This window comes from Microcella sp., assembly GCF_040286215.1.
Taxonomy (GTDB): Bacteria; Actinomycetota; Actinomycetes; order Actinomycetales; family Microbacteriaceae; genus Microcella.
Genome location: NZ_JAVKCK010000017.1, coordinates 1 through 19,423, shown reverse-complemented (window position 1 = coordinate 19,423; position 19,423 = coordinate 1). Strand labels below are relative to the sequence as shown.

At 70.8% G+C, this 19,423-nt stretch carries 21 protein-coding genes; 6 read left to right on the top strand and 15 right to left on the bottom strand.

From position 1 onward, the window contains the following. Positions 1–292: 292 nt before the first annotated feature. The 8 genes from era to hrcA all read right to left on the bottom strand — a co-directional run bounded on the left by era (position 293) and on the right by hrcA (position 7,497). Positions 293–1,207, bottom strand: coding sequence for a GTPase Era (era, locus tag RJQ01_RS07770; RefSeq protein WP_350476172.1), 915 nt, complete (start codon positions 1,205–1,207; stop codon positions 293–295). Continuing rightward, positions 1,204–2,556: a hemolysin family protein gene (locus RJQ01_RS07765; RefSeq protein ID WP_350476171.1), complete on the bottom strand. Its 1,353-nt coding sequence runs from the start codon at positions 2,554–2,556 to the stop codon at positions 1,204–1,206. Before RJQ01_RS07765 ends, era begins: the two co-directional genes overlap by 4 nt. Next, on the bottom strand, positions 2,556–3,020 hold the full coding sequence (gene ybeY / locus RJQ01_RS07760) for an rRNA maturation RNase YbeY (protein ID WP_350476170.1): 465 nt from the start codon (positions 3,018–3,020) through the stop codon (positions 2,556–2,558). The genes RJQ01_RS07765 and ybeY overlap by 1 nt, the downstream gene beginning before the upstream one ends. Position 3,021: 1 nt before the next feature. Continuing rightward, positions 3,022–4,092: a PhoH family protein gene (locus tag RJQ01_RS07755; RefSeq protein WP_350476466.1), complete on the bottom strand. Its 1,071-nt coding sequence runs from the start codon at positions 4,090–4,092 to the stop codon at positions 3,022–3,024. An 88-nt stretch (positions 4,093–4,180) separates the two neighbouring features. Next, on the bottom strand, positions 4,181–4,528 hold the full coding sequence (locus tag RJQ01_RS07750) for an HIT domain-containing protein (protein WP_502885255.1): 348 nt from the start codon (positions 4,526–4,528) through the stop codon (positions 4,181–4,183). An 81-nt stretch (positions 4,529–4,609) separates the two neighbouring features. Continuing rightward, complete coding sequence (locus RJQ01_RS07745) at positions 4,610–5,365, bottom strand: 16S rRNA (uracil(1498)-N(3))-methyltransferase (protein WP_350476168.1); 756 nt, start codon at positions 5,363–5,365, stop codon at positions 4,610–4,612. A gap of 8 nt (positions 5,366–5,373) precedes the next feature. Further along, positions 5,374–6,477: a molecular chaperone DnaJ gene (gene dnaJ / locus RJQ01_RS07740; RefSeq protein WP_350476167.1), complete on the bottom strand. Its 1,104-nt coding sequence runs from the start codon at positions 6,475–6,477 to the stop codon at positions 5,374–5,376. Beyond that, positions 6,478–7,497, bottom strand: coding sequence for a heat-inducible transcriptional repressor HrcA (hrcA, locus tag RJQ01_RS07735; protein WP_350476465.1), 1,020 nt, complete (start codon positions 7,495–7,497; stop codon positions 6,478–6,480). A gap of 241 nt (positions 7,498–7,738) precedes the next feature. Here hrcA and RJQ01_RS07730 point away from each other — a divergent pair, with 241 nt between their 5' ends. Both RJQ01_RS07730 and RJQ01_RS07725 read left to right on the top strand, forming a co-directional pair. Next, positions 7,739–8,137, top strand: a complete 399-nt coding sequence (locus RJQ01_RS07730) for a DUF4870 domain-containing protein (protein WP_350476166.1) — start codon at positions 7,739–7,741, stop codon at positions 8,135–8,137. A 71-nt stretch (positions 8,138–8,208) separates the two neighbouring features. After that, positions 8,209–8,580: a DUF4870 domain-containing protein gene (locus RJQ01_RS07725; protein WP_350476165.1), complete on the top strand. Its 372-nt coding sequence runs from the start codon at positions 8,209–8,211 to the stop codon at positions 8,578–8,580. A 15-nt stretch (positions 8,581–8,595) separates the two neighbouring features. Here RJQ01_RS07725 and hemW read toward each other — a convergent pair whose 3' ends face one another. After that, entirely contained in the window at positions 8,596–9,822 is a 1,227-nt protein-coding gene (hemW, locus tag RJQ01_RS07720; RefSeq protein WP_350476164.1) for a radical SAM family heme chaperone HemW, read from the bottom strand. A 204-nt stretch (positions 9,823–10,026) separates the two neighbouring features. On the opposite strand from hemW, the gene RJQ01_RS07715 reads away from it, so the two are divergent. Continuing rightward, positions 10,027–11,148: a flavin-containing monooxygenase gene (locus RJQ01_RS07715; RefSeq protein WP_350476163.1), complete on the top strand. Its 1,122-nt coding sequence runs from the start codon at positions 10,027–10,029 to the stop codon at positions 11,146–11,148. Continuing rightward, positions 11,145–11,849 carry an HAD family hydrolase gene (locus tag RJQ01_RS07710; RefSeq protein ID WP_350476162.1) on the top strand — a complete coding sequence of 235 codons (705 nt, stop codon included), beginning with the start codon at positions 11,145–11,147 and terminating at the stop codon, positions 11,847–11,849. Before RJQ01_RS07715 ends, RJQ01_RS07710 begins: the two co-directional genes overlap by 4 nt. Positions 11,850–11,859: 10 nt before the next feature. Here RJQ01_RS07710 and RJQ01_RS07705 read toward each other — a convergent pair whose 3' ends face one another. Both RJQ01_RS07705 and truB read right to left on the bottom strand, forming a co-directional pair. Beyond that, positions 11,860–12,240: a hypothetical protein gene (locus tag RJQ01_RS07705; RefSeq protein WP_350476161.1), complete on the bottom strand. Its 381-nt coding sequence runs from the start codon at positions 12,238–12,240 to the stop codon at positions 11,860–11,862. Next, positions 12,237–13,118, bottom strand: coding sequence for a tRNA pseudouridine(55) synthase TruB (truB, locus tag RJQ01_RS07700; protein WP_350476464.1), 882 nt, complete (start codon positions 13,116–13,118; stop codon positions 12,237–12,239). Before truB ends, RJQ01_RS07705 begins: the two co-directional genes overlap by 4 nt. 56 nt (positions 13,119–13,174) lie before the next feature. Between truB and RJQ01_RS07695 the strand changes: the two genes are divergently transcribed. After that, complete coding sequence (locus tag RJQ01_RS07695) at positions 13,175–14,176, top strand: ketopantoate reductase family protein (protein ID WP_350476160.1); 1,002 nt, start codon at positions 13,175–13,177, stop codon at positions 14,174–14,176. A 79-nt stretch (positions 14,177–14,255) separates the two neighbouring features. On the opposite strand, the gene RJQ01_RS07690 is transcribed toward RJQ01_RS07695, so the two are convergent. Genes RJQ01_RS07690 through RJQ01_RS07675 form a run of 4 tightly spaced genes read right to left on the bottom strand, consistent with a single transcriptional unit; the run spans position 14,256 to position 18,677 of the window. Further along, positions 14,256–15,119, bottom strand: a complete 864-nt coding sequence (locus RJQ01_RS07690; protein WP_350476159.1) for an aldehyde dehydrogenase family protein — start codon at positions 15,117–15,119, stop codon at positions 14,256–14,258. Then, positions 15,116–16,675, bottom strand: coding sequence for an aldehyde dehydrogenase family protein (locus RJQ01_RS07685; protein WP_350476158.1), 1,560 nt, complete (start codon positions 16,673–16,675; stop codon positions 15,116–15,118). Before RJQ01_RS07685 ends, RJQ01_RS07690 begins: the two co-directional genes overlap by 4 nt. A 2-nt stretch (positions 16,676–16,677) precedes the next feature. After that, entirely contained in the window at positions 16,678–17,691 is a 1,014-nt protein-coding gene (deoC, locus tag RJQ01_RS07680; RefSeq protein WP_350476157.1) for a deoxyribose-phosphate aldolase, read from the bottom strand. Next, positions 17,688–18,677: a sugar-binding transcriptional regulator gene (locus RJQ01_RS07675; RefSeq protein WP_350476156.1), complete on the bottom strand. Its 990-nt coding sequence runs from the start codon at positions 18,675–18,677 to the stop codon at positions 17,688–17,690. The genes deoC and RJQ01_RS07675 overlap by 4 nt, the downstream gene beginning before the upstream one ends. Positions 18,678–18,865: 188 nt before the next feature. Between RJQ01_RS07675 and RJQ01_RS07670 the strand changes: the two genes are divergently transcribed. Next, the coding region (locus RJQ01_RS07670) for an ROK family protein (RefSeq protein WP_350476155.1) at positions 18,866–19,423 on the top strand (558 nt) is incomplete at its 3' end.

Sequence of the window (19,423 nt, the reverse complement as noted above, 5' to 3'; positions counted from 1 at the left end):
TGCTCCTGCTGATCTCGTCTGGTCGCTGCGGGCGGGTCTTCAGCCGACGACGGACTCCGCGACGAGGGAGGCTGGTGGACTAAGCCTCGTCGCGGCAGCGAAGAAGGAGCTGGCCGAACACCCTCTCAGGGTACACCCGCTCCCGGCGCGCTCGCCAACGCGACGTCCCGCCGCGTTTCCGTGCCAGATCTGACGCGAATGGGCGCTTGGCCGAGGAACGAGCGCCCATTTGCGTCAGATCTGGCGTTAGTGCGGCGGGGCGGGATGCTCGGCGCGCGCCGCGCGGGGGGGGCTAGAAGCCGAGCTTGCCGAGCTGCTTGGGGTCGCGCTGCCACTCCTTGGCCACCTTCACGTGCAGCTTGAGGTACACGCGACGGCCGAGCAGCGCCTCGATCGCGTGGCGCGCGCGGGTGCCGACCTCGGTGAGCCGCGAGCCGCGGTGCCCGATGATGATGCCCTTCTGGCTGTCGCGCTCCACCCACACGTTGGCGTAGATGTCGAGCACAGCGGAGCCCGAGCGCTCCGTCATCTCGTCGACGGTCACCGCAAGCGAGTGCGGCAGCTCGTCGCTCACGCCCTCGAGCGCGGCCTCGCGGATGAGCTCGGCCACCCGGTCGACCGCGGACTCCTCCGTCACGGCATCCGCCTCGTAGAGCGGCGGCGAGACGGGCAGCAGCGCGATGAGTTCGTCGGCGAGCAGGTCGACCTGGTCGCCCGTGACCGCCGAGAGCGGAATGACGGCGTCCCAGTCGCGCAGCTGCGACACGGCGAGCAGCTGCTCGGCGACGCGGGCCTTCGAGGCGTCGTCGGTCTTGGTGACGATCGCGACCTTGCGCGTGCGCCCGACCGCGTCGAGCTGCTCGTTGATGAAGCGGTCGCCAGGCCCGATCGGCTCGCCCGCCGGCACGCAGAACCCGATGACGTCGACGTCGCCGAGAGTCTCCTGCACGACGGCGTTGAGCCGCTCGCCGAGGAGCGTGCGCGGGCGGTGCATGCCGGGCGTGTCCACGACGATGATCTGGCCGGATGCCCGATGCACGATCCCTCGGATCGCCCGGCGCGTGGTCTGCGGCTTCGAACTCGTGATGGCGACCTTCTCGCCGACGAGGGCGTTCATGAGCGTCGACTTGCCGACGTTGGGCCGACCGACGAAGGTCACGAAGCCGGCGCGATGCTCGCCCTGACTCTGCGCCCCTGGCGCGCTCACGAGGGGCTGCCGTGCTGCTCGAGCCGGGCATCCTGAATCGGGGTGGAGCCCGTGTCGGCGGAGTGGGCGAAGGCGAGCTTCGCGTCGATGAGCGCCTGATCGGCCGAGACGAGCACCGTGACGACCCGCTTGCGGCGCCCCTCCGTGCGTTCGGCCGTGAGATGCAGCCCGTCGACCTCGGTCGTCGACCCGACGACGGGCAGGCGGCCGACATGCTTCGCGAGCAGGCCTCCTACCGTGTCGACCTCGTCGTCGTCGAGCTCGATGCCGAACAGGTCGCCGAGCTCGTCGACGGGCATGCGCGCGCTCACCCGGAACTCGTTGTCGCTCAGCTGCTCCGACATGGCGACGTCGCGGTCGTACTCGTCGCTGATCTCGCCGACGAGCTCCTCGATGAGATCCTCCATCGTCACGAGGCCCGCGATGCCGCCGTACTCGTCGACCACGAGGGCCATGTGGTTGGAGGCGAGCTGCATCTCGCGCAGGGCATCGTCGGCCTTCTTCGACTCGGGAATGAACAAGGCCGGCTTGGCGAGTTCCTCCACACTCGTCGTCGCGCACGCCGCGGGCTGCTCGTACGCGAGACGGGCCGCATCGCGCAGGTAGATGATGCCGAGCACGTCGTCGCTGCTCTCGCCGACGACGGGGATGCGCGAGACGCCCTTCGCGAGGAAGAGCGCCATCGCGTCGGTGACGGTCGACCCCTGCTCGATGATCACCATGTCGGTGCGCGGCAGCATCGTCTCCCGCACGATCGTCTCGTTGAAGTCGAAGATCGAGCGGATGAGGTCGCGGTCGTCGGCGTCGAGCACGTCGAGGTCGGTCGCCTCGTCGACCATGCTCAGCAGCTGCTCCTCGCTCGAGAATGTGGCGCTCTTGGGGCGGCCCGGCGTCACGCGGTTGCCGATCGCGACGAGCGCGTCGGCGAGCGGCCCCGTCATGAGCCGCACGGCTCGAATGAGCCAGTCGGTGTAGCGCAGCATCCCGCGTGGGTTCGCCCGGCCGACGCTGCGGGGGCTGGAGCCGACGAGGATGAACGAGACGATGATCATGATGGCGGCGCTGAGGGCGAGCGCCGTCCACCACTCCTCGAAGATCGACGCGAAGGCGAGCGTCACGAGCACCGCCGCGACCGTCTCGGCGACGATGCGGAGGAAGTTGAGCGCATTGACGTGAGCGCCGATGTCGCCGGCCACGGCGTAGAGCCGCTTCGGGCGCGGGCGCGCCGAGGCGAGGTCGAGAAGGTCGTTGCGGCTGACCACGCTGAGTGCGGCATCGATCGCGGCGAGCAGGCCAGCGAAGGCGACGAGCCCGAAGGCGACGACGAAGAAGACGACCGCGAGGGTCACTACTGGCGCTTCCGCTCATCGAGGGCGAAGCTGGCGAGGATGTCGCGTTGCAGCCCGAACATCTCGCGCTCCTCCTCCGGCTCGGCGTGGTCGAACCCGAGCAGGTGCAGCAACCCGTGCGTGGTCAGCAGCAGCAGCTCATCCAGGGTCGAGTGGCCGGCGGCCTCCGCCTGGCCCACGGCGACCTGCGGACACAGCACGATGTCGCCGAGCAGGCCGGGCGGGGTCGGCTCCTCGTCGCTGCCGGGCCGCAGCTCGTCCATCGGGAAGCTCAGCACGTCGGTCGGGCCCGGCTCGTCCATCCATTCGATGTGGAGGCGCTCCATCGCGCCCTCGTCGACGAGTTGGATCGCGAGCTCCGCATCGCGGTGCACTCTGAGCGCGTCGAACGCGTGCAGCACGAGCCGCTGCAGTGCGGATTCGTCGACCTCGAACCCCGACTCGTTGTTGATCTCGATCGACACCTCAGCGCCCCCCGGTCTCGGGTCGGGGGCGACGCGGGAAGCGGTCGCGCGGCTGCGCGGCGCCGCTGCGGGCGCCTCCGAGCCCAGAGCGGCGCTCGGCACGGTTGCCGCCGCTCGACTCTGCAACGCCGCGGCCCTGCTGGCGCTCGTACTGCTGCGCCTGCTTCTGCGCGTCGTACTTCGTGTAGGCGTCGACGATGCGGCCGACGAGCGAGTGGCGCACGACGTCGTCGGAGGTCAGGCGGGCGAAGTGGATGTCATCGATCTCGCCGAGCACACGAGTGACGAGCTGCAGGCCGCTTGCGCCGACGGGCAGATCGACCTGCGTGATGTCGCCCGTGACGACCATCTTCGAGCCGAAACCGAGCCGGGTGAGGAACATCTTCATCTGCTCGGGGCTCGTGTTCTGCGCCTCGTCGAGCACGATGAACGAGTTGTTGAGCGTGCGCCCGCGCATGTAGGCGAGCGGCGCGACCTCGACGACGCCCGTCGTGAGCAGCTTCGGCACGAGCTCCGGGTCCATCATCTCGTTGAGAGCGTCGTACAGCGGGCGCAGGTAGGGATCGATCTTGTCGGTGAGGGTGCCGGGAAGGAATCCGAGCCGCTCACCCGCCTCAACGGCGGGGCGGGTGAGGATGATCCGCTCGACCTCCTTGCGCTGCAGGGCCTGCACGGCCTTCGCCATGGCGAGGTACGTCTTGCCGGTGCCGGCCGGGCCGATGCCGAAGACGATGGTGTTCAGGTCGATCGCGTCGACATAGGCCTTCTGCCCGAGCGTCTTGGGGCGGATGCTCTTGCCGCGGCTCGTGAGGATCGCCTGGCTCAGCACCTCGGCGGGGCTGCCCGCGCCAGCGTCAAGGATGCGCGCCGACGAGGTCACCTCGGTCGGCCCGAGCTCCCGCCCCTGGCGCACCATCGCGATGAGCTCATCGACGAGGCGGTACGCGGCGTCGACCTGCACCGGATCCCCCGCGAGGGTCACCTGGTTGCCGCGCACGTGCACGTCGACGAGCGGGTACTGCGCCTCAAGCGTGGTGAGCAGGCGGTCTTGCGGGCCGAGCAGCCGCACCATGGCGACACCGTCGACCTCGAGTGACCGCCGAGCGGGCGGGGGCGCGGAGCGGGCGTCGGCGGAGTTCTGGTTGGCCGCCGCCAAGTCGTCAGTCGGCAAGGGTTCCTTCGGCTAGGCCGCCCGCGAGGACGTGGGCGTGAACGTGGAAGACGGTCTGGCCCGCGGCAGGGCCGGTGTTGAACACGAGGCGGAAGTCGCCGTCGGCGTGCTCGGCGGCCAGCGATGCCGCCACCGCGACCAGCTCCGCGAGCAGGCCGGGGTCGCCCGCGGCGAGCTCGGCGACGTCGCGGTACTGCGGCGTCTTGGGCACGACGAGGAGGTGCACGGGCGCCTTCGGGGCGATGTCGCGGAAGGCGATGACCGTGTCGGTCTCGTGCACGATGTCGGCGGGAATCTCGCGCGCGATGATGCGCTCGAAGATCGTCGGCTCGCTCATGGTCATGGCGTCCAGTCTAGAGCGCCGCGCCGACGAGGACGGGGTCTCCCGGTGCGCGGTCAGCATCGCGGGGCGCGGCCGTCACCAGCGGCCGAGCGCGGCGTTGAGGAGCGCGATCGCGGCGGGGCCCGCGGTGGACGTGCGCAGCACCGTGTCGCCGAGACGCACTCGCAGCGCTCCCGCCGCCTCCAGCTGGGCGAGCTCTGCATCGGCGATGCCCCCTTCCGGCCCGACGGCGAGCACGAGGTCGCCCTCCCCGAGCTCGGCCGCGGTGACCGAGCTGAGCGGACGCTCCGCCGCCGTATCGAGCACGATCATGACGGCTCCGGATGCCCGTGCCGCGAGCGGCGCGGTCGAGACGAGCTGCTCGACCTCCGGCAGCCACGGCCGCAGCGACTGCTTGCTCGCCTCCCGCACGATCGAGCTCCAGCGGGCGACGCCTTTCGCGACCTTCGCGCCCTCCCACCTCGACACGCTGCGTGCGGCCTGCCAGGGGATGACGCCGGCGACGCCGAGCTCGGTGGCCGCCTGCACGGCGAGCTCGTCGCGGTCGCCTTTCGCGAGCGCCTGCGCGAGCAGGATGCGCGGCGTCGGCAATGCGTGACGCTCTACCTCGTGGACACGCAGGCGCAGCTCGGCGGAGTCCACGTCGGTCACCGTGCCGTGCAGCACGAGCCCCGCGCCATCGCCGAGCCGCAGGCTCTCGCCGGGGCGCACGCGCGCCACGGTGACGGCGTGCCGGGCATCCGGGCCCCGCAGCGCGACGACCGCCTCGGGGCCGCCGCCGGCTGCCTCCAGCTGCGCCGCGAGGGAGTCGTCGAGGTAGAAGTGCGCCATGCGCCCGGCTAGAGGTTGAGGAAGCGGTCGCGCAGCTTCGAGAAGAGCCCCTGCTGGAACGTCGCGAACTGCGGCGGCACGGGCCGACGGCTTGCGGCGAACTGCTTGATGAGCTCGGTCTCCTTGCTGTTGAGCCGCGCCGGGGTGACCACCTGCACGCCGATCTTGAGGTCGCCGCGGCCGGAGCCACGCAGCCGCGTGATGCCGCGATCCTTGATCGTGATGATCTCGGCGCTCTGCGTGCCGGGCTTGAGCTCGACGCTCACATCGCCGTCGAGTCCCGGCAGCGTGACGGTCGTGCCCAGGATGGCGTCGGCCATCTGCACCTCGACGGTCGCGAGCAGGTCGTCGCCGTTGCGGCTGAAGGTCTCGTGGGTCTTGACCTTCATCTCGAGGTAGAGGTCGCCGTTGGGCCCGCCGGCGGGGCCGACCTCGCCCTGCCCGGGCAGCTGGATGCGCAAGCCCGTGTCGACGCCCGCGGGGATGTCGACGGCGACGGTGCGGCGTGCGCGTACCCGGCCCTGCCCGGCGCAGGTGGGGCAGGGGCTCGGGATGACCGTGCCGTAGCCGCGGCAGGTGCCGCACGGGCTCGAGGTGAGCACGTTGCCGAGCAGGCTGCGCACGGTGCGCTGGATCTGCCCGGAGCCGCGGCAGATGTCGCACGTGGCGGGCTCGGTGCCGGGTGAGCAGCAGGAGCCGTTGCACGTCTCGCACAGCACAGCCGTGTCGACCTCGATCTCGCGGTGCGTGCCGAAGATGATCTCGTCGAGCTCGACCTCGACGCGCAGGAGGGCGTCCTGCCCGCGCTCGCGGCGCGATCGGGGGCCGCGCTGCGACTGCCCGCCGCCGAAGAAGGTCTCGAAGATGTCGCCGAAGCCCCCGAAGCCGGATGCTCCGCCCATGCCGCTGCCGCCGCCCATGTCGTACTGCTGGCGCTGCTGCGGGTCGCTCAGCACGTCGTAGGCGTGCGTCACCTGCTTGAACCGTTCCGCCGCCTCCCCGCTCGGGTTGACGTCGGGGTGCAGCTCGCGCGCCAAACGGCGGTAGGCCTTCTTCACCTCATCGGCGCTCGCACCGCGATCGATTCCGAGCACCTCGTAGTGGTCTGCCACTTATTCCTCACCGAGCAGTCGCGACACGTAGCGCGCTACGGCGCGGACCGCTGCCATGTTGTTCGAATAATCCATTCGGGTGGGGCCGAGCACCCCGAGTTTCGCGCTCGAATCCCCGCCCATGCTGTACGCGCTCGTCACGACGGCCGCCTCGTGCAGCGCCTCGTCGTTCTCGCGGCCGATGCGCGCCGACACCCCCTGGCTGTCCAGCTGCATCTCGCTGAACAGCTTGAGCAGGGTCACCTGCTCCTCGATCGCCTCAAGGACGGGGTAGACGCTACCGGCGAAATCTTGTTCGGTGCGCACGAGGTTGGCGGCACCCGCCATGACGAGCCGGTCGGAGCGGTGCTCGTCGACGTGCCGCAGCAGCGCATCGGCGACGACCCGCACCGCCTCACGACGGTCGGGGGCGAACTGGCCGTCGAGGCTGCCAGCGACGGTGCCGACCTCCGCGAGAGCGCGGCCGGAGAGCGCCGCGTTGAGCTTCGCCCGCAGCTCGCCGACGAAGACCTCGTCGGCCTCGACGGGCAGTTCGATCATGCGCTGGTCCACGCGACCACCGTCGGTGATGAACACCGTCATGAGGCGCGTCGGGCTCATCGGAACGAGCTCGATGTGCCGCACGCGCGCATTGCCGAGGGTCGGGTACTGCACGAGCGCGACCTGGTTGGTGAGCGAGGACAGCAGGCGAACGGTGCGCGCGAAGACGTCATCGAGGTCGACGGACTGGTCGAGGAAGGCGGCGATGGCCTGACGCTGGCCCGCGCTGAGCGGCCTGAGGTCGGCGAGCTGGTCGACGAAGACCCGATAGCCCTTGTCGGTCGGCACCCGTCCCGACGAGGTGTGGGGAGCCGAGATGAGCTCCTCCTCCTCCAGGAGTGCCATGTCGTTGCGGATGGTCGCGGCGGAGACACCGAACTGGTGTCGGTCGACGATCGCCTTCGAGCCGACGGGCTCGCGCGAGGCGACGTAATCCTGCACGATGGCCCGCAGCACGTGCAGAGCGCGGTCGGAGACCATCGTCGCCCCTTTCCTCGTCCTGGCCATCATCGCGATCCTGCGGCTGGCACTCGATTCCTCTGACTGCCAATTCTACCCCGCAACACTCTGAGCGCATCGTTGCCTCCGGCGAGGGTGCGCACTACGGTGTTGATGTGCGCGCACCGTGCGGAGCAGCCATGCACACCGCAACGATGCGAGTCACGCGACAGGCTCCACCCCGGGTCCCTCATTGTTCGGACGATTGAAAGGCAGCACTCACATGACTGAGTCCACTCCGCCCCCCGCAGCTCCTCAGCCCGCTCAGCCCCTCAGCGAGACCGAGGACCGCCAGTGGGCTTCCTTCGCCCACCTCGGCGGAATCCTGGGCTTCCTGCCCGCGCTCATCATCTGGCTCGTCTTCAAGGACCGCGGCTCGTTCACGAACCAGGAGTCCAAGGAGGCGCTGAACTTCCAGATCACGGTGGCGATCGCGCAGGTCGTCATCTTCATCCTCAACGCCATCCTCGGCGCTGTGACGTTCGGGCTCTGGGCACTGATCGGCTGGATCTTCCCGCTCGCCGTGTGGGTGTTCGCCGTGATCTTCTCGATCATGGGCTTCACGAAGGCGAAGGACGGCACGGCCTACCGCTACGCCGTGTCGATCCGCTTCATCAAGTAGCACCGTCGGTTTCTCGCCCGCGGGGGCTCAGCGCGGTATCGCGCCGAGCCCCTGCGGTGTTTAATGGGCGCATGAGCCAGCAGCCTCCCGTGAACCCGTACGCTTCAGCGCCGACGCCCCTGCGGCCCGAGGATGAGAAGCTGTGGGCGACGCTCATCCACATCGGCGGCATCTTCTTCGGCTTCGTGCCCGCGCTCGTCGGCTATCTCGTCCTCAAGGATCGCGGGCCGTTCATCCGCGGCCACTCGACGACGGCGCTGAACTTCCAGCTCACGATGCTCATCGGGTACGTCGCCGGCTACGTCTTGGCCTTCGTGTTCATCGGCTTCCTCGTGCTGCTCGCGGTGGGCATCCTCGTTCTCGTCTACGGGATCATCGCCGCGATCGCCGCCAACCGCGGCGAGGAGTACTACTACCCGATCGCCATCAAGTTCCTGAACTAGCTCGCTCGCGCCAGCTCAGTCGGGCAGCAGTCGGCGCACGACCGCGTCGGCGAGCAGCCTGCCGCGGAGGGTCAGCACGATGCGCCCGGCGAACGCCGAGGCAGGGTCGATGAGCTCGTCGGCGAGCAGCCCGGCCACCTCGCGACGCGCCGCGGGGGTCAGCAACCCACGATCGATCCCCTCGCGCAGCCGCGTCTCCAGCAGCACTCGCTCGACGCGCCGCGTCTCGGCATCCAGGATCTCCCGGCCCGCCGCGGGGCTCGTGCCTGCGGCGAGGCGCTGGGCGTACGCATGCGGGTGCTTGACATTCCACCAGCGCACCCCGCCGACGTGGCTGTGCGCACCAGGGCCCACGCCCCACCAGTCCTGCCCCGTCCAGTAGGCGCGGTTGTGCCGCGACCGATGATCCGGTGACGTCGCCCAGTTGCTCACCTCGTACCAGTGGTATCCGGCCGCGGTGAGCCGGGCATCCGCCGCCTCGTACGCGGCCGCGTGCAGGTCGTCGTCGACGGGCGGCACCTCGCCCCGTGCGATCTGCCGGGCGAGCTTCGTGCCCTCCTCCACGATGAGCGCGTAGGCGCTCACGTGGTCGGGTTGCTCCGCAAGCGCGGCCGCGAGGCTGGTCTCCCAGTCGTCGGCCGATTCTCCCGGCGTTCCGTAGATCAGGTCCAGGCTCACCGCGAGCCCCGCCGCGCGCGCCTCCGCGACCCGTCGCGCCACGTTCTCGGGATCGTGCGTGCGCTCGAGCGTGCGCAGCACATGCGGCACGGCCGACTGCATCCCGAAGGACACGCGCGTCACGCCCGCCTCGGCGAGCGCCACGAGACCGGCCGCATCGATCGAGTCGGGGTTCGACTCCGTCGTCACCTCGGCGCCGGGCGCGAGACCGAAGCGCTCGCGCACGGCGTCGAGCATGCAGGCGAGGGCGGCGGGCGGCAGGATGGTCGGCGTGCCACCGCCGAAGAAGACCGTGTTGGCCGGCCTGGGCGGCAGACCTGCGCTCTGCAGGACGTGCGCGGCGAGGTCGAGCTCGGCGATCGCCTGGTCGGCGAAGTCGCTGCGCCGCACCCCGCGCACCTCGTCGGCCGTGTAGGTGTTGAAGTCGCAGTAGCCGCATCGCACCCGGCAGTAGGGAACGTGCAGGTACACACCGAGGTCGCGCTGGTCGGCGCCCTCCACGACGCTCGGCGGCAGCAGCCCGTCCTCGGGGGCCGGGTCGGCGAGCGGCAGGGCACTGGGCACGGCTCCATCCTCCCAGCCCAGCACGCACGCCCCGTACGTGCGGCATGTACACAATTCAGGACGAGAGACTGCACAACAGCGGTCGGGATGCCCCATCCTGCGTGTCACGACGGCAGAGCATCCCCTTGTCCTGAGTTGTCGACACGCGCCCCTGACAAGCCCGCAGAGCGAGCGCCCCGAACAGACCGGTGTGGAGAGTGAAGCGTGACGAGGAGTGAGAGCGGCGGGGCGGCCTCGCTGCCGGAGGAGATCGACGTGCTCATCGTCGGCGGCGGGCAGGCCGGCCTCGGCATGGGGTATCGACTACGCCAGGCTGGCGTGCCCTTCGTGATCGTCGACGACCGCGAGCGCGTCGGCGACGTGTGGCGCGCGCGCTGGCGCAGCCTCGTGCTCTTCACTCCGCGACGGTTCTCGGCGCTGCCGGGGCTGCCCCTTCCCGACTCGGTGGGCACCTACCCCACCAAAGACGAGATCGCCGACTACATGGAGGCGTTCGCGCGGCAGCACGCGCTGCCCATCGTGCCGCAGACCCGCGTCACGTCCATCCTGCGCGACGACGACCGCGAGGGCCGAGCGTTTCTCACCGAGACCACCGGCGGCACCGTGCGCTCGCGTGCCGTCGTCATCGCCACCGGTCCGTTCCAGTACCCGCGCGTTCCCCGCGTCGCCGCTGGCCTGCACCGCGACGTCGTGCAGGTGCACTCGACCGCGTACGAGGGGCCGGAGGACCTTCCGCCCGGCCGCATCGCGGTCGTCGGCGGCGGCAACTCGGCCGCCCAGCTCGCCGACGAGCTCTCGGCCAGCCACGAGGTCACGATGATCGCACCGCAGAAGCCGTGGTTCATTCCCGAGCGCATCCTCGGCGTGACCGTCTACTGGCCGCTGAAGATCTTCGGCATCCTCAGCTCGCCCGCCGACAGCGCCATCAGCGAGTACATCCACTCGCGCGGCGACGGCATCCTCGGTACGCAGGCACAGCGCGCCATCCGCCGGGGGCGGATGCGGTTGCTCACGAGCCGTGTCGTCGGCGCCGCCGACCGAGAGCTGGAGCTGCAGGACGGCACGCGGGTCGAGGTCGACGGCGTGCTGTGGGGCACCGGATTCCGCGCCCACTACCCTTTCGTGCGCATCGACGAGGCGCTCACCGAGCATGGCGCACCCCTGCACGACCGCGGCGTCTCCCCCGTCGACGGCCTCTACTGGATCGGGCTGCCCTGGCAGCGTCGGCTCGACTCGTCGATCATCCACGGTATCGCCGCCGATTCGCGCGAGCTCGCCGAGGTCGTGCGCAGTCGCCTGCGCCGCTCTGGCAGGGTGGAGGCGTGACCACCACCATCCTCTGGGACGTCGACGGAACCCTTCTGGTGAACGCCTACTCCGGCGGCGGCGAGCTCTACCACTCCGCGGTCGAGCGCACCGTCGGCCGCGAGCTCGGTCCGCCGCTGCCGCGCACGCACGGCAAGCCCGACGGGCTCATCCTCAGCGAGATCCTCGCCCACTTCGGCTACGGAGACGACTGGCACGAGCGCGCCCGCGCCGTGCTCGACGAGCTCTCGGTAGAGCGTGCCGAGCGCGGCGACCGTCGCGAGACCGCACCGGGAGTCGAGGATGCTCTGCGCGCGTGCGCCGCCCACGGGTGGCGCAACGCTCTCCTGACGGGCAACTCGCTGACGCGGTCGCGCGTCAAGCTCGAGGGTGCCGGGCTCACGCCTGAGACCCTCGGCACGGCCGCGTTCGACTGGGAGCACTCGTTCTTCGGCGCGACCGCGCGCGACCGCAGCGAGATCACGTCGGCCGCCCGCGCGGCTCTGCCGGAGGACGCCCTGGTGATCATCGGCGACACCCCGCGCGACGATGAGGCGGCCCGGGCTGCGGGCATCCCGTTCATCGCCGTCGCGACGGGAGCCTTCACGGTCGACGAGCTGCAGCAGACGGAGGCGCTGCTGGTGGTGCCCGATCTGGTCGCCGGGCGCGACGCGGTGCTCGACGCGATCGCGGCGCTGCCTGCCCCTCCCCGCGTCGGATGACCGGGCGCGCCTACCCGACGGCGTCGTAGATCTGCACGAACCAGATCTGCTGCATGCGGTACAGCATCACCGCCACCGTGATCGCCGCCACCCCGAGGATGATGGTGGCCCACCGCGAGCGATCGATGAGCGCCCAGACGATCGCGAGCACGGGCAGCAGGAGCGCTGTGACGAGGTAGATCCAGTACTCGACCGGGTCGCCGGTGGGCGTGTTGCCCGCGAACGGGGCGACGATCGACACGACGATCTGCGCGATGAGCAGCACGACGACGAGCGCCGAGCCGAGCACGGACGCGTCGTTGGGCCGGGTGCCGATGCCGCCGAGCACGAGGCAGACGAGACCCACGGCCAGCGCGACGACGATCTGCGCGATGGTGAACCACTCGATCATCCGGCTACCTCCTGGGGGAACCCCACCAGCGTACGGCCGACGCCGGCGCGCACCGAGACGAGCGCGACGAGCCGTCCGTGCGCGTCGACCGCTGCGACGGGCTCGGCGTCGGCCGACGTGGCGGGCAGGGCGAGGGTCTTGCCGTGGCCGAGGTCGCGCGCCTGGTCGCCGCTGACGCTGAGCACGGGGAACAGGCGGGCCGCGATCTCGGCGGGAGCCACGAGCGCCGTCGACGCGATGTCGTCGACCTGCACGGCGCCCGACACGGGAAACGGGCCCACGCGCGTACGGCGCAGCGCCGTGAGGTGGCCGCCGACCCCCAGATCGGCACCGAGATCGCGGGCGAGCGCGCGAATGTAGGTACCGGAGGAGCAGTCGATGCGAGCATCCACGTCAATGCCCGTGGCGTGCCGGCGCACGTCCAGAACCGTGAACGCGCTGACCGTGACATTGCGGGCCGCGAGTGCGACCTCCTCGCCCGCACGCACCCGATCGTAGGCGCGTCGACCGTCGACCTTGATCGCGCTGACCGCGCTCGGCACCTGCTCGATCTCGCCGGTCAGGCTGCGGATGCCCTGCTCGAGCCGCGCCGACGTGACGGCGTCGAGAGCCGCCGGGTCGGGCGCGCCGATCGGCTCCCCGTCGGCGTCGTCGGTCGTCGTCGCGACGCCCAGTCGCAGGGTCGTCTCGTAGGTCTTGTCGAGCCCGACGAGGTAGGTGAGCAGGCGCGTCGCGGGGCCGACGCCGAGGGTCAGCAGCCCTGTCGCCATCGGGTCGAGGGTGCCGGCGTGGCCGACCTTGCGCGTGTCGAGCGCGCGGCGCGCCCGCGCGACGACGTCGTGGCTCGTGAGGCCCTGCGGCTTGTCTACGAAGAGCATCCCTGCGGTCACGTCTCCACGCTACCGCCCGGCGCGCGGTGCGTAGGATGCCCTGCATGCGCATCGCGGTGATCGGAGCCGGCGCCGTCGGCGGCACCCTCGCAGCGCTGCTCCAGCGCGCGGGGCACGATGTCGTCGTCACGGCTCGGGGCGAGCACGGCGCGGCGATCGAACACGACGGGCTGCTGCTCACGGGCGGGTGGGGCGTGCACCGCGCCCGCGTGCGGGTCGTCGAGTCTCTCGCTGCCCCGCTCGACCTGCTCGTCCTCGCGACGAAGGTGCACGACACGGCGGCGGCCCTGGGCGCCGCGGCGCGCCTCGACGGCACTCCGGTGATCGTGGTGCAGAACGGCCTCGGCGGCGAGGCCGCGGTGCGGGATGCTCTGCCGCACTCCCCCGTGGCGATCGGCCTGGCGCTCTTCGCGGCGAGCCTCCTCGAGCCAGGGCAGATCGAGGTGACAGGCCCGAACCCGCTCGTGGTCGGCGGTGACCCGACCGCTGTCGCCGCGGCCCTGCCGGCGCTGCGGTCGGCACTGCCGGCGCAGGTCACCGTGGCAGACGACATCGTGGGCGCGCAGTGGACGAAGCTGCTCGTCAACCAGGTCAATGCGCTGCCGGCGATCACCGGGTGGAGCGTGCAGCAGGTCGTCGCGCACGACGGCCTGCGCGCGATGCTCACGCGCGGCATGCGTGAGACGGCGACGGTCGCCCGGGCGGCGGGTGTGAGAATCGCGCCCCTCGGCGCGGTGGGCCCGGACGAGGTCGCCCTGCTGCTGAACGACGATGCCGCCGCGGGCGAGGCGGTGCCTCGGGCTCTGGCCGAGGGCATGGGCGACGTGCCGAATCCGGCGTCGACGCTGCAGAGCATCCGTCGGGGGCGCGCCACCGAGATCGACGCCCTCAACGGCGTTGTCGTCGCCGCCGGATCCGCGCACGGCGTGGCGACGCCCGTGAACGCGCTCATGGTCGAGCTCGTGCACGAGGTGGAGCGCACGGGCGCGTTCCTCGATCCCACCGCCGCGCTCGCCCGACTCGTCGCGTCAACAACTCAGGACTAGCGCGCCCGACGCGTCTCGACTCGCCCGAGATCGGCACCGCACGAAGGGATAGTCCTGAGTTGTTGACGCCCGGGGGTGGTTAGCGCATCGCCTTCGTGTGCCAGACAGTCTTGATCTCGACGAACGCGCCGATGCGATCGAGCGACGGCGCAGGGATGCCCGGCTGGGGCTGCAGCACGCGCGTGAGGGTCTCTGCCGCAGCGATCTGCAGGTCGACCCACTCCAGGTCGCCCGCTCCGGCCAGGTCGAGCGCGTTGACGTCGGCGTGCGCGGCGAGCCACGGCGCGATTTCGGCCGGCGACCCGGTGAGGATGTTGACGACTCCCCCGGGTACATCCGAGGTGGCGAGCACCTCCCCGAGGGAGATCGCCGAGAGCGGCGCGCGCTCGTGCGCGACGACGACGACCGTGTTGCCTGTGAGGATCGCGGGCGCGACGACGGCGGCGAGGCCGAGCAGAGAGGCTCCCGTCGCCTGCTGCGGCGCGATGATGGCGACGACGCCGGTCGGCTCGGGCACGGAGATGTTGAAGTAGGGCCCGGCGACGGGGTTGGCGTTGCCGGCGACCTGCGCGTACTTGTCGGCCCAGCCCGCGTACCAGACCCACAGGTCGATGGAAGCGTCGACCTGCGCGGCCGCCGCGGAGGCGGAGACTCCCTCCGACTGCACGATCTCGTCGGCGAACTGCGCACGGCGCCCCTCGAGCAGCTCGGCGATGCGGTACAGCACCTGTCCGCGGTTGTAGGCGGTCGCGCCGGCCCAGCCGCTCACAGCGCTGCGGGCCGCGACGACCGCGTCGCGGGCGTCCTTGCGGGAGGCCTGCGCGGCGTTCGCAAGAAAGCCGCCCTTCGGCGTGGTCACCTCGTAGGTGCGGCCGCTCTCACTGCGGGGGAACGCGCCGCCCACGTAGAGCTTGTACGTCTTGGGCACGGTGAGTCGGCTCACTTCGCCACCGCCTTCTTGGTCGCCTTGCGCTGTTCCTTGGTGGCGCCGCTCTTCGCGCCGCTCGTGACCGCTCGGGATGCCGACCTCGAGCCGGCCGCGGCTCCGCCAGCTGCGTCCCAACCCCCGGAGGCCAGGTACGCGGCGAGCCCGTGCCGGCCACCTTCGCGGCCGTAGCCCGACTCTTTGTAGCCGCCGAACGGCGAGCTGGGGTCGAATCGGTTGAAGGTGTTCGCCCAGATGACGCCGGCGCGCAGCTGGTCGGCGAGGGCGAGCATGCGGCTGCCCTTCTCCGTCCAGATGCCCGCCGAGAGCCCATAGGGCGTGTTGTTGGCTTTCGCGATCGCCTCGGCCGGCGTGCGGAACGTGATGACGGAGAGCACGGGCCCGAAGATCTCCTCGCGCGCGATGCGGTGCGCGGGCGAGACCTGCGTGAAGATCGTCGGCGCGAACCAGAAGCCTTTGTCGGGGATCACGCAGTCGGCGGTCCAGCGCTCGGCGCCCTCCTCCTCACCGACGTCGCTGAGCGTGCGGATGCGCTCGAGCTGCGCGGCGGAGTTGATCGCGCCGATGTCGGTGTTCTTGTCGAGGGGGTCGCCCATGCGCAGCGTCGACAGGCGCTGCTTGAGGCGGTCGATGACCTCGTCGTGCACGTTCTCCTGCACGAGCAGGCGGCTGCCGGCGCAGCACACGTGGCCCTGGTTGAAGAAGATGCCGTTGACGATGCCCTCGATGGCCTGGTCCATGGGTGCGTCGTCGAAGACGATGTTCGCCGCTTTGCCGCCGAGCTCGAGCGTGAGCTTCTTGTTCGTTCCCGCGACGGAGCGCGCGATCATCCGCCCGACGCCCGTCGAGCCGGTGAAGGCGACCTTGTTGACGTCGTCGTGGGTCACGAGGGCCTGACCGGTCGAGCCGGGGCCGGTGACGATGTTGACGACGCCCGCGGGAAGCTCGGCCTGCTGCAGGATCTCGGCGAAGAGCATCGCCGTGAGCGAGGTGGTCTCGGCGGGCTTGATGACGACGGTGTTGCCGGCCGCGAGAGCGGGGGCGATCTTCCAGGCGAGCATGAGCAGCGGGAAGTTCCAGGGGATCACCTGCGCGGCGACGCCGAGCGAGCGCGGGTTCGGCCCGAGCCCGGCGTACTCGAGCTTGTCGGCCCAGCCGGCGTAGTAGAAGAACCAGGCGGCGACGAGCGGCACGTCGACGTCGCGCGTCTCGCGAATCGGCTTGCCGTTGTCGAGCGCCTCCGCCACGGCGAGCTCGCGGCTGCGCTCCTGGACGAGGCGGGCGATGCGGAACAGGTACTTGCCCCGGTCGCTGCCGCTCATGCGCGACCAGACCTTCTCGTACGAGCGTCGGGCGGCGGCGACGGCCCGGTCGACGTCGCGCTCGTCGGCCTGCGCGATGCGCGCGATGACCTTCTCGGTCGCGGGAGAGATCGTGTCGAAGACCTCCCCGCGCCCGTCGACGAACTCGCCGTCGATGAAGAGGCCGTACTCGGCCTTGAGGTTGAGAATGGCCGCAGACTCGGGGGCGGGTGCGTATTCGAGGAATCTCATGATCAGTTCACCGTCACGTAGTCGGGGCCACTGTAGTGACCGGTTCGGAGCTTCTGACGCTGCAGGAGCACATCGTTGAGCAGGCTCGAGGCGCCGAAGCGCCACAGCTGGGGGGTGAGCCAGTCTTCGCCGACCGTCTCGGCGACGGTCACGAGATAGCGCACCGCGTCCTTGGAGGCGCGGATGCCGCCGGCGGGCTTCATGCCGATCTTCTCGCCCGTGAGACGGTGCCAGTCGCGGATGACCTCGAGCATGAGGAGAGTCACGGGGAGGGTCGCGGCGGGGCTCACCTTGCCGGTCGACGTCTTGATGAAGTCGGCTCCGGCGAGGATCGCGAGCCAGGAGGCGCGCTTGACGTTGTCGTAGGTCTGCAGCTCGCCCGTCTCGAGGATGACCTTGAGGTGGGCGTAGGTGCCGTCGGCCCGCTGGCAGGCCTCCTTCACGGCGACGATCTGGTCGAAGACGATGCCGAACTGCCCGGAGAGGAAGGCGCCGCGGTCGATGACCATGTCGATCTCGTCCGCTCCGGCGGCGACGGCCTCGCGCGTGTCGGCGAGCTTGATGGCGAGGCTCGCGCGCCCCGAAGGGAAGGCCGTCGCGACGGCGGCGACCTGGATGCCCGACTCGCCTCCTGCCGCGTGCAGGCCGCCGAGCGCCTCGACGGCGTAGGGCACCATGTCGCCGTAGACGCACACGGCGGCGACGCGCGGCGTCGCGGGGTCGGTCGCGTCGGGGGTGACGGCCTTGGCGACGAGCGAGCGGATGGTGCCGGGGGTGTCGGCGCCCTCGAGCGTGGTCAGGTCGCAGGTGCGGATGATCGTGTCGAGCGCCCACGCCTTCGACGTGGTCTTGATCGAGCGGGTGGAGAGCCCCGCGGCACGCTGCTCGAGCCCCACGGCGTCGACGCCCGTCAGGCCGTCGAGGTGCAGCCGCAGGGCTTTCTCGGTGAGGTCGCCGCCGAGCAGCTGCACCGCGCGGTCGGCGGGAGCAAGGGCGACCGGGTGGTCGAGCGTCATGAGGGGTCCTCTCCAGAGGGGGTCGTGTCGGGCGCCGAGTCCAGGAGGGAGCGGGCGGTGTGCTCGTCGGTCACGAGCACGGAGCAGAGACCGTGGCGCACGATGGCGTGGGCAATGGGGTGCTTCGCCTCGCCGCCGATGACGAGGATGCTCATGGCCGCGTCGCGCAGCTCGTCGAGCCCGAGGCCGAGGGTGCGAGCATCCAGCTCGGTGTCGGCGATCGCGCCGTCGGCGGTGATGTAGCGGCCGATGACGTCGCCGACGGCCCCCTTCTCCACGAGGCTGCGCATGTCGTCGGGGGTCAGGTACCCGCTGTCGACGTGCACCGAGCTCGTGTCGGCGACTCCGGCGCTGTACAGGTAGGCGGCGGCGCCGCGCGCGCGATCGATGACTCCACTCACGGTGCGGTCGCCCTCGATGGCGCGCTTGGTCTCAAGGCGCTCGAGGATGGCCGGGGTGGGCAGCAGGGTCGCCTCCCCGCCGGCCTTCTGGGCGATCATGACGGCGGTGCTCGCCGCGGTGCCCGGGCGCTTGGAGAGGCTCACGCCGCCGTTGATCTGCACGACGTTGACCCCGGTCGACCAGCCCTCGGGCAGGGACTCGGCGACCTGGTGCAGGGTGCGACCCCAGCTGACGCCGAGGAGGCGCGGAATGGGGCGAACGCTGACGAGGAAGTCGGCGGCGGCCTCGGCGACGCGCGCCTGCAGCTCGCGGTCGTCGGCGGGTCCGGGCACGACGATGGCGTCGCGCAGGCCGAATCGGGCGGTGAGGTCGCGTTCGAGCGCGAGTCGCCGAGCGCGCGGGTGCACGATTTCGATGCGGATGATGCCGCGGTCGCGCGCCTGCTGCAGAAGCCGGCCGACCTTCCAGCGTGTCACGCGCAGGATCGCACCGATCTCGTCCTGCGTCTTGTTCTCCTCGTAGTACAGCTCGGCGGCGCGCACGGCGAGGAGCTCATTGGTGGCGGCGGTGTCGGTGGCGGCCATGGAGACTCCCCCCTGTGTCGCGGTGCCGGCGTGCACGAGGCACGAGGAACCCCTTCAGAGTAGGTCTGCCTGAGCCGCTCGACAACAATTGTTGCGCTTTTTGCTCACATGAGCGAAGGCGCGCGCGGCGCGGCTGCCCACCTCGATACGCTGAGGAGCCACCCTTCCTCTCCCGTGAAAGCGACACCATGACCGATCTCGCCCTCGCCATCGACCTCGGAGGCACGAAAGTCGAGTCGGCCCTCGTCGCGGCCGATGGCACGCTCGTGACCGGCTCCCGCCATCGCCGACCGACCGGTTCCACGTCGACCTCCGAGCAGCTCGCCGCCGCAGTGACCGACTGCGTGACGGCGACGCTCGGCGCCCGCACGCCGAGCGACACGCTGCTCGGGGCGGGCATCGGCTCGGCGGGCCCGATCGCCGGCACGAGCGGCGACGTCTCGCCGCTCAACCTTCCGGCCTGGCGCGACTACCCGCTCGGCGGCCTCGTCGAGCAGCTTCTGCCGGGCATCCCGGTGACGCTGCGGATGGACGGCATCTGCATCACCCTCGCCGAGGTCTGGAAGGGCGCCGCGCAGGGCGAGACCAACGTCATGGGCATGATCGTCTCCACCGGCGTCGGCGGCGGGCTCATGCTCGGCGGGCGCGTCATCGCTGGGCCGACCGGCAACGCCGGCCACATCGGGCATGTCGCCGGGAGCGGTTTCGTCGACCGTTGCGCCTGCGGGGCGCGCGGCTGCCTCGAG

Coding starts and splice junctions, on each gene's coding strand:
- RJQ01_RS07755 (WP_350476466.1), bottom strand. CDS start 4,092: ATGGTGCGGCTGCTCGGCCCGCAAGACCGCCTGCTCACCACGCTTGAG.
- RJQ01_RS07750 (WP_502885255.1), bottom strand. CDS start 4,528: ATGAGCGAGCCGACGATCTTCGAGCGCATCATCGCGCGCGAGATTCCC.
- RJQ01_RS07745 (WP_350476168.1), bottom strand. CDS start 5,365: ATGGCGCACTTCTACCTCGACGACTCCCTCGCGGCGCAGCTGGAGGCA.
- hrcA (WP_350476465.1), bottom strand. CDS start 7,497: ATGGTCTCCGACCGCGCTCTGCACGTGCTGCGGGCCATCGTGCAGGAT.
- RJQ01_RS07730 (WP_350476166.1), top strand. CDS start 7,739: ATGACTGAGTCCACTCCGCCCCCCGCAGCTCCTCAGCCCGCTCAGCCC.
- RJQ01_RS07725 (WP_350476165.1), top strand. CDS start 8,209: ATGAGCCAGCAGCCTCCCGTGAACCCGTACGCTTCAGCGCCGACGCCC.
- RJQ01_RS07705 (WP_350476161.1), bottom strand. CDS start 12,240: ATGATCGAGTGGTTCACCATCGCGCAGATCGTCGTCGCGCTGGCCGTG.
- truB (WP_350476464.1), bottom strand. CDS start 13,118: ATGCTCTTCGTAGACAAGCCGCAGGGCCTCACGAGCCACGACGTCGTC.
- RJQ01_RS07695 (WP_350476160.1), top strand. CDS start 13,175: ATGCGCATCGCGGTGATCGGAGCCGGCGCCGTCGGCGGCACCCTCGCA.
- RJQ01_RS07685 (WP_350476158.1), bottom strand. CDS start 16,675: ATGAGATTCCTCGAATACGCACCCGCCCCCGAGTCTGCGGCCATTCTC.
- deoC (WP_350476157.1), bottom strand. CDS start 17,691: ATGACGCTCGACCACCCGGTCGCCCTTGCTCCCGCCGACCGCGCGGTG.
- RJQ01_RS07675 (WP_350476156.1), bottom strand. CDS start 18,677: ATGGCCGCCACCGACACCGCCGCCACCAATGAGCTCCTCGCCGTGCGC.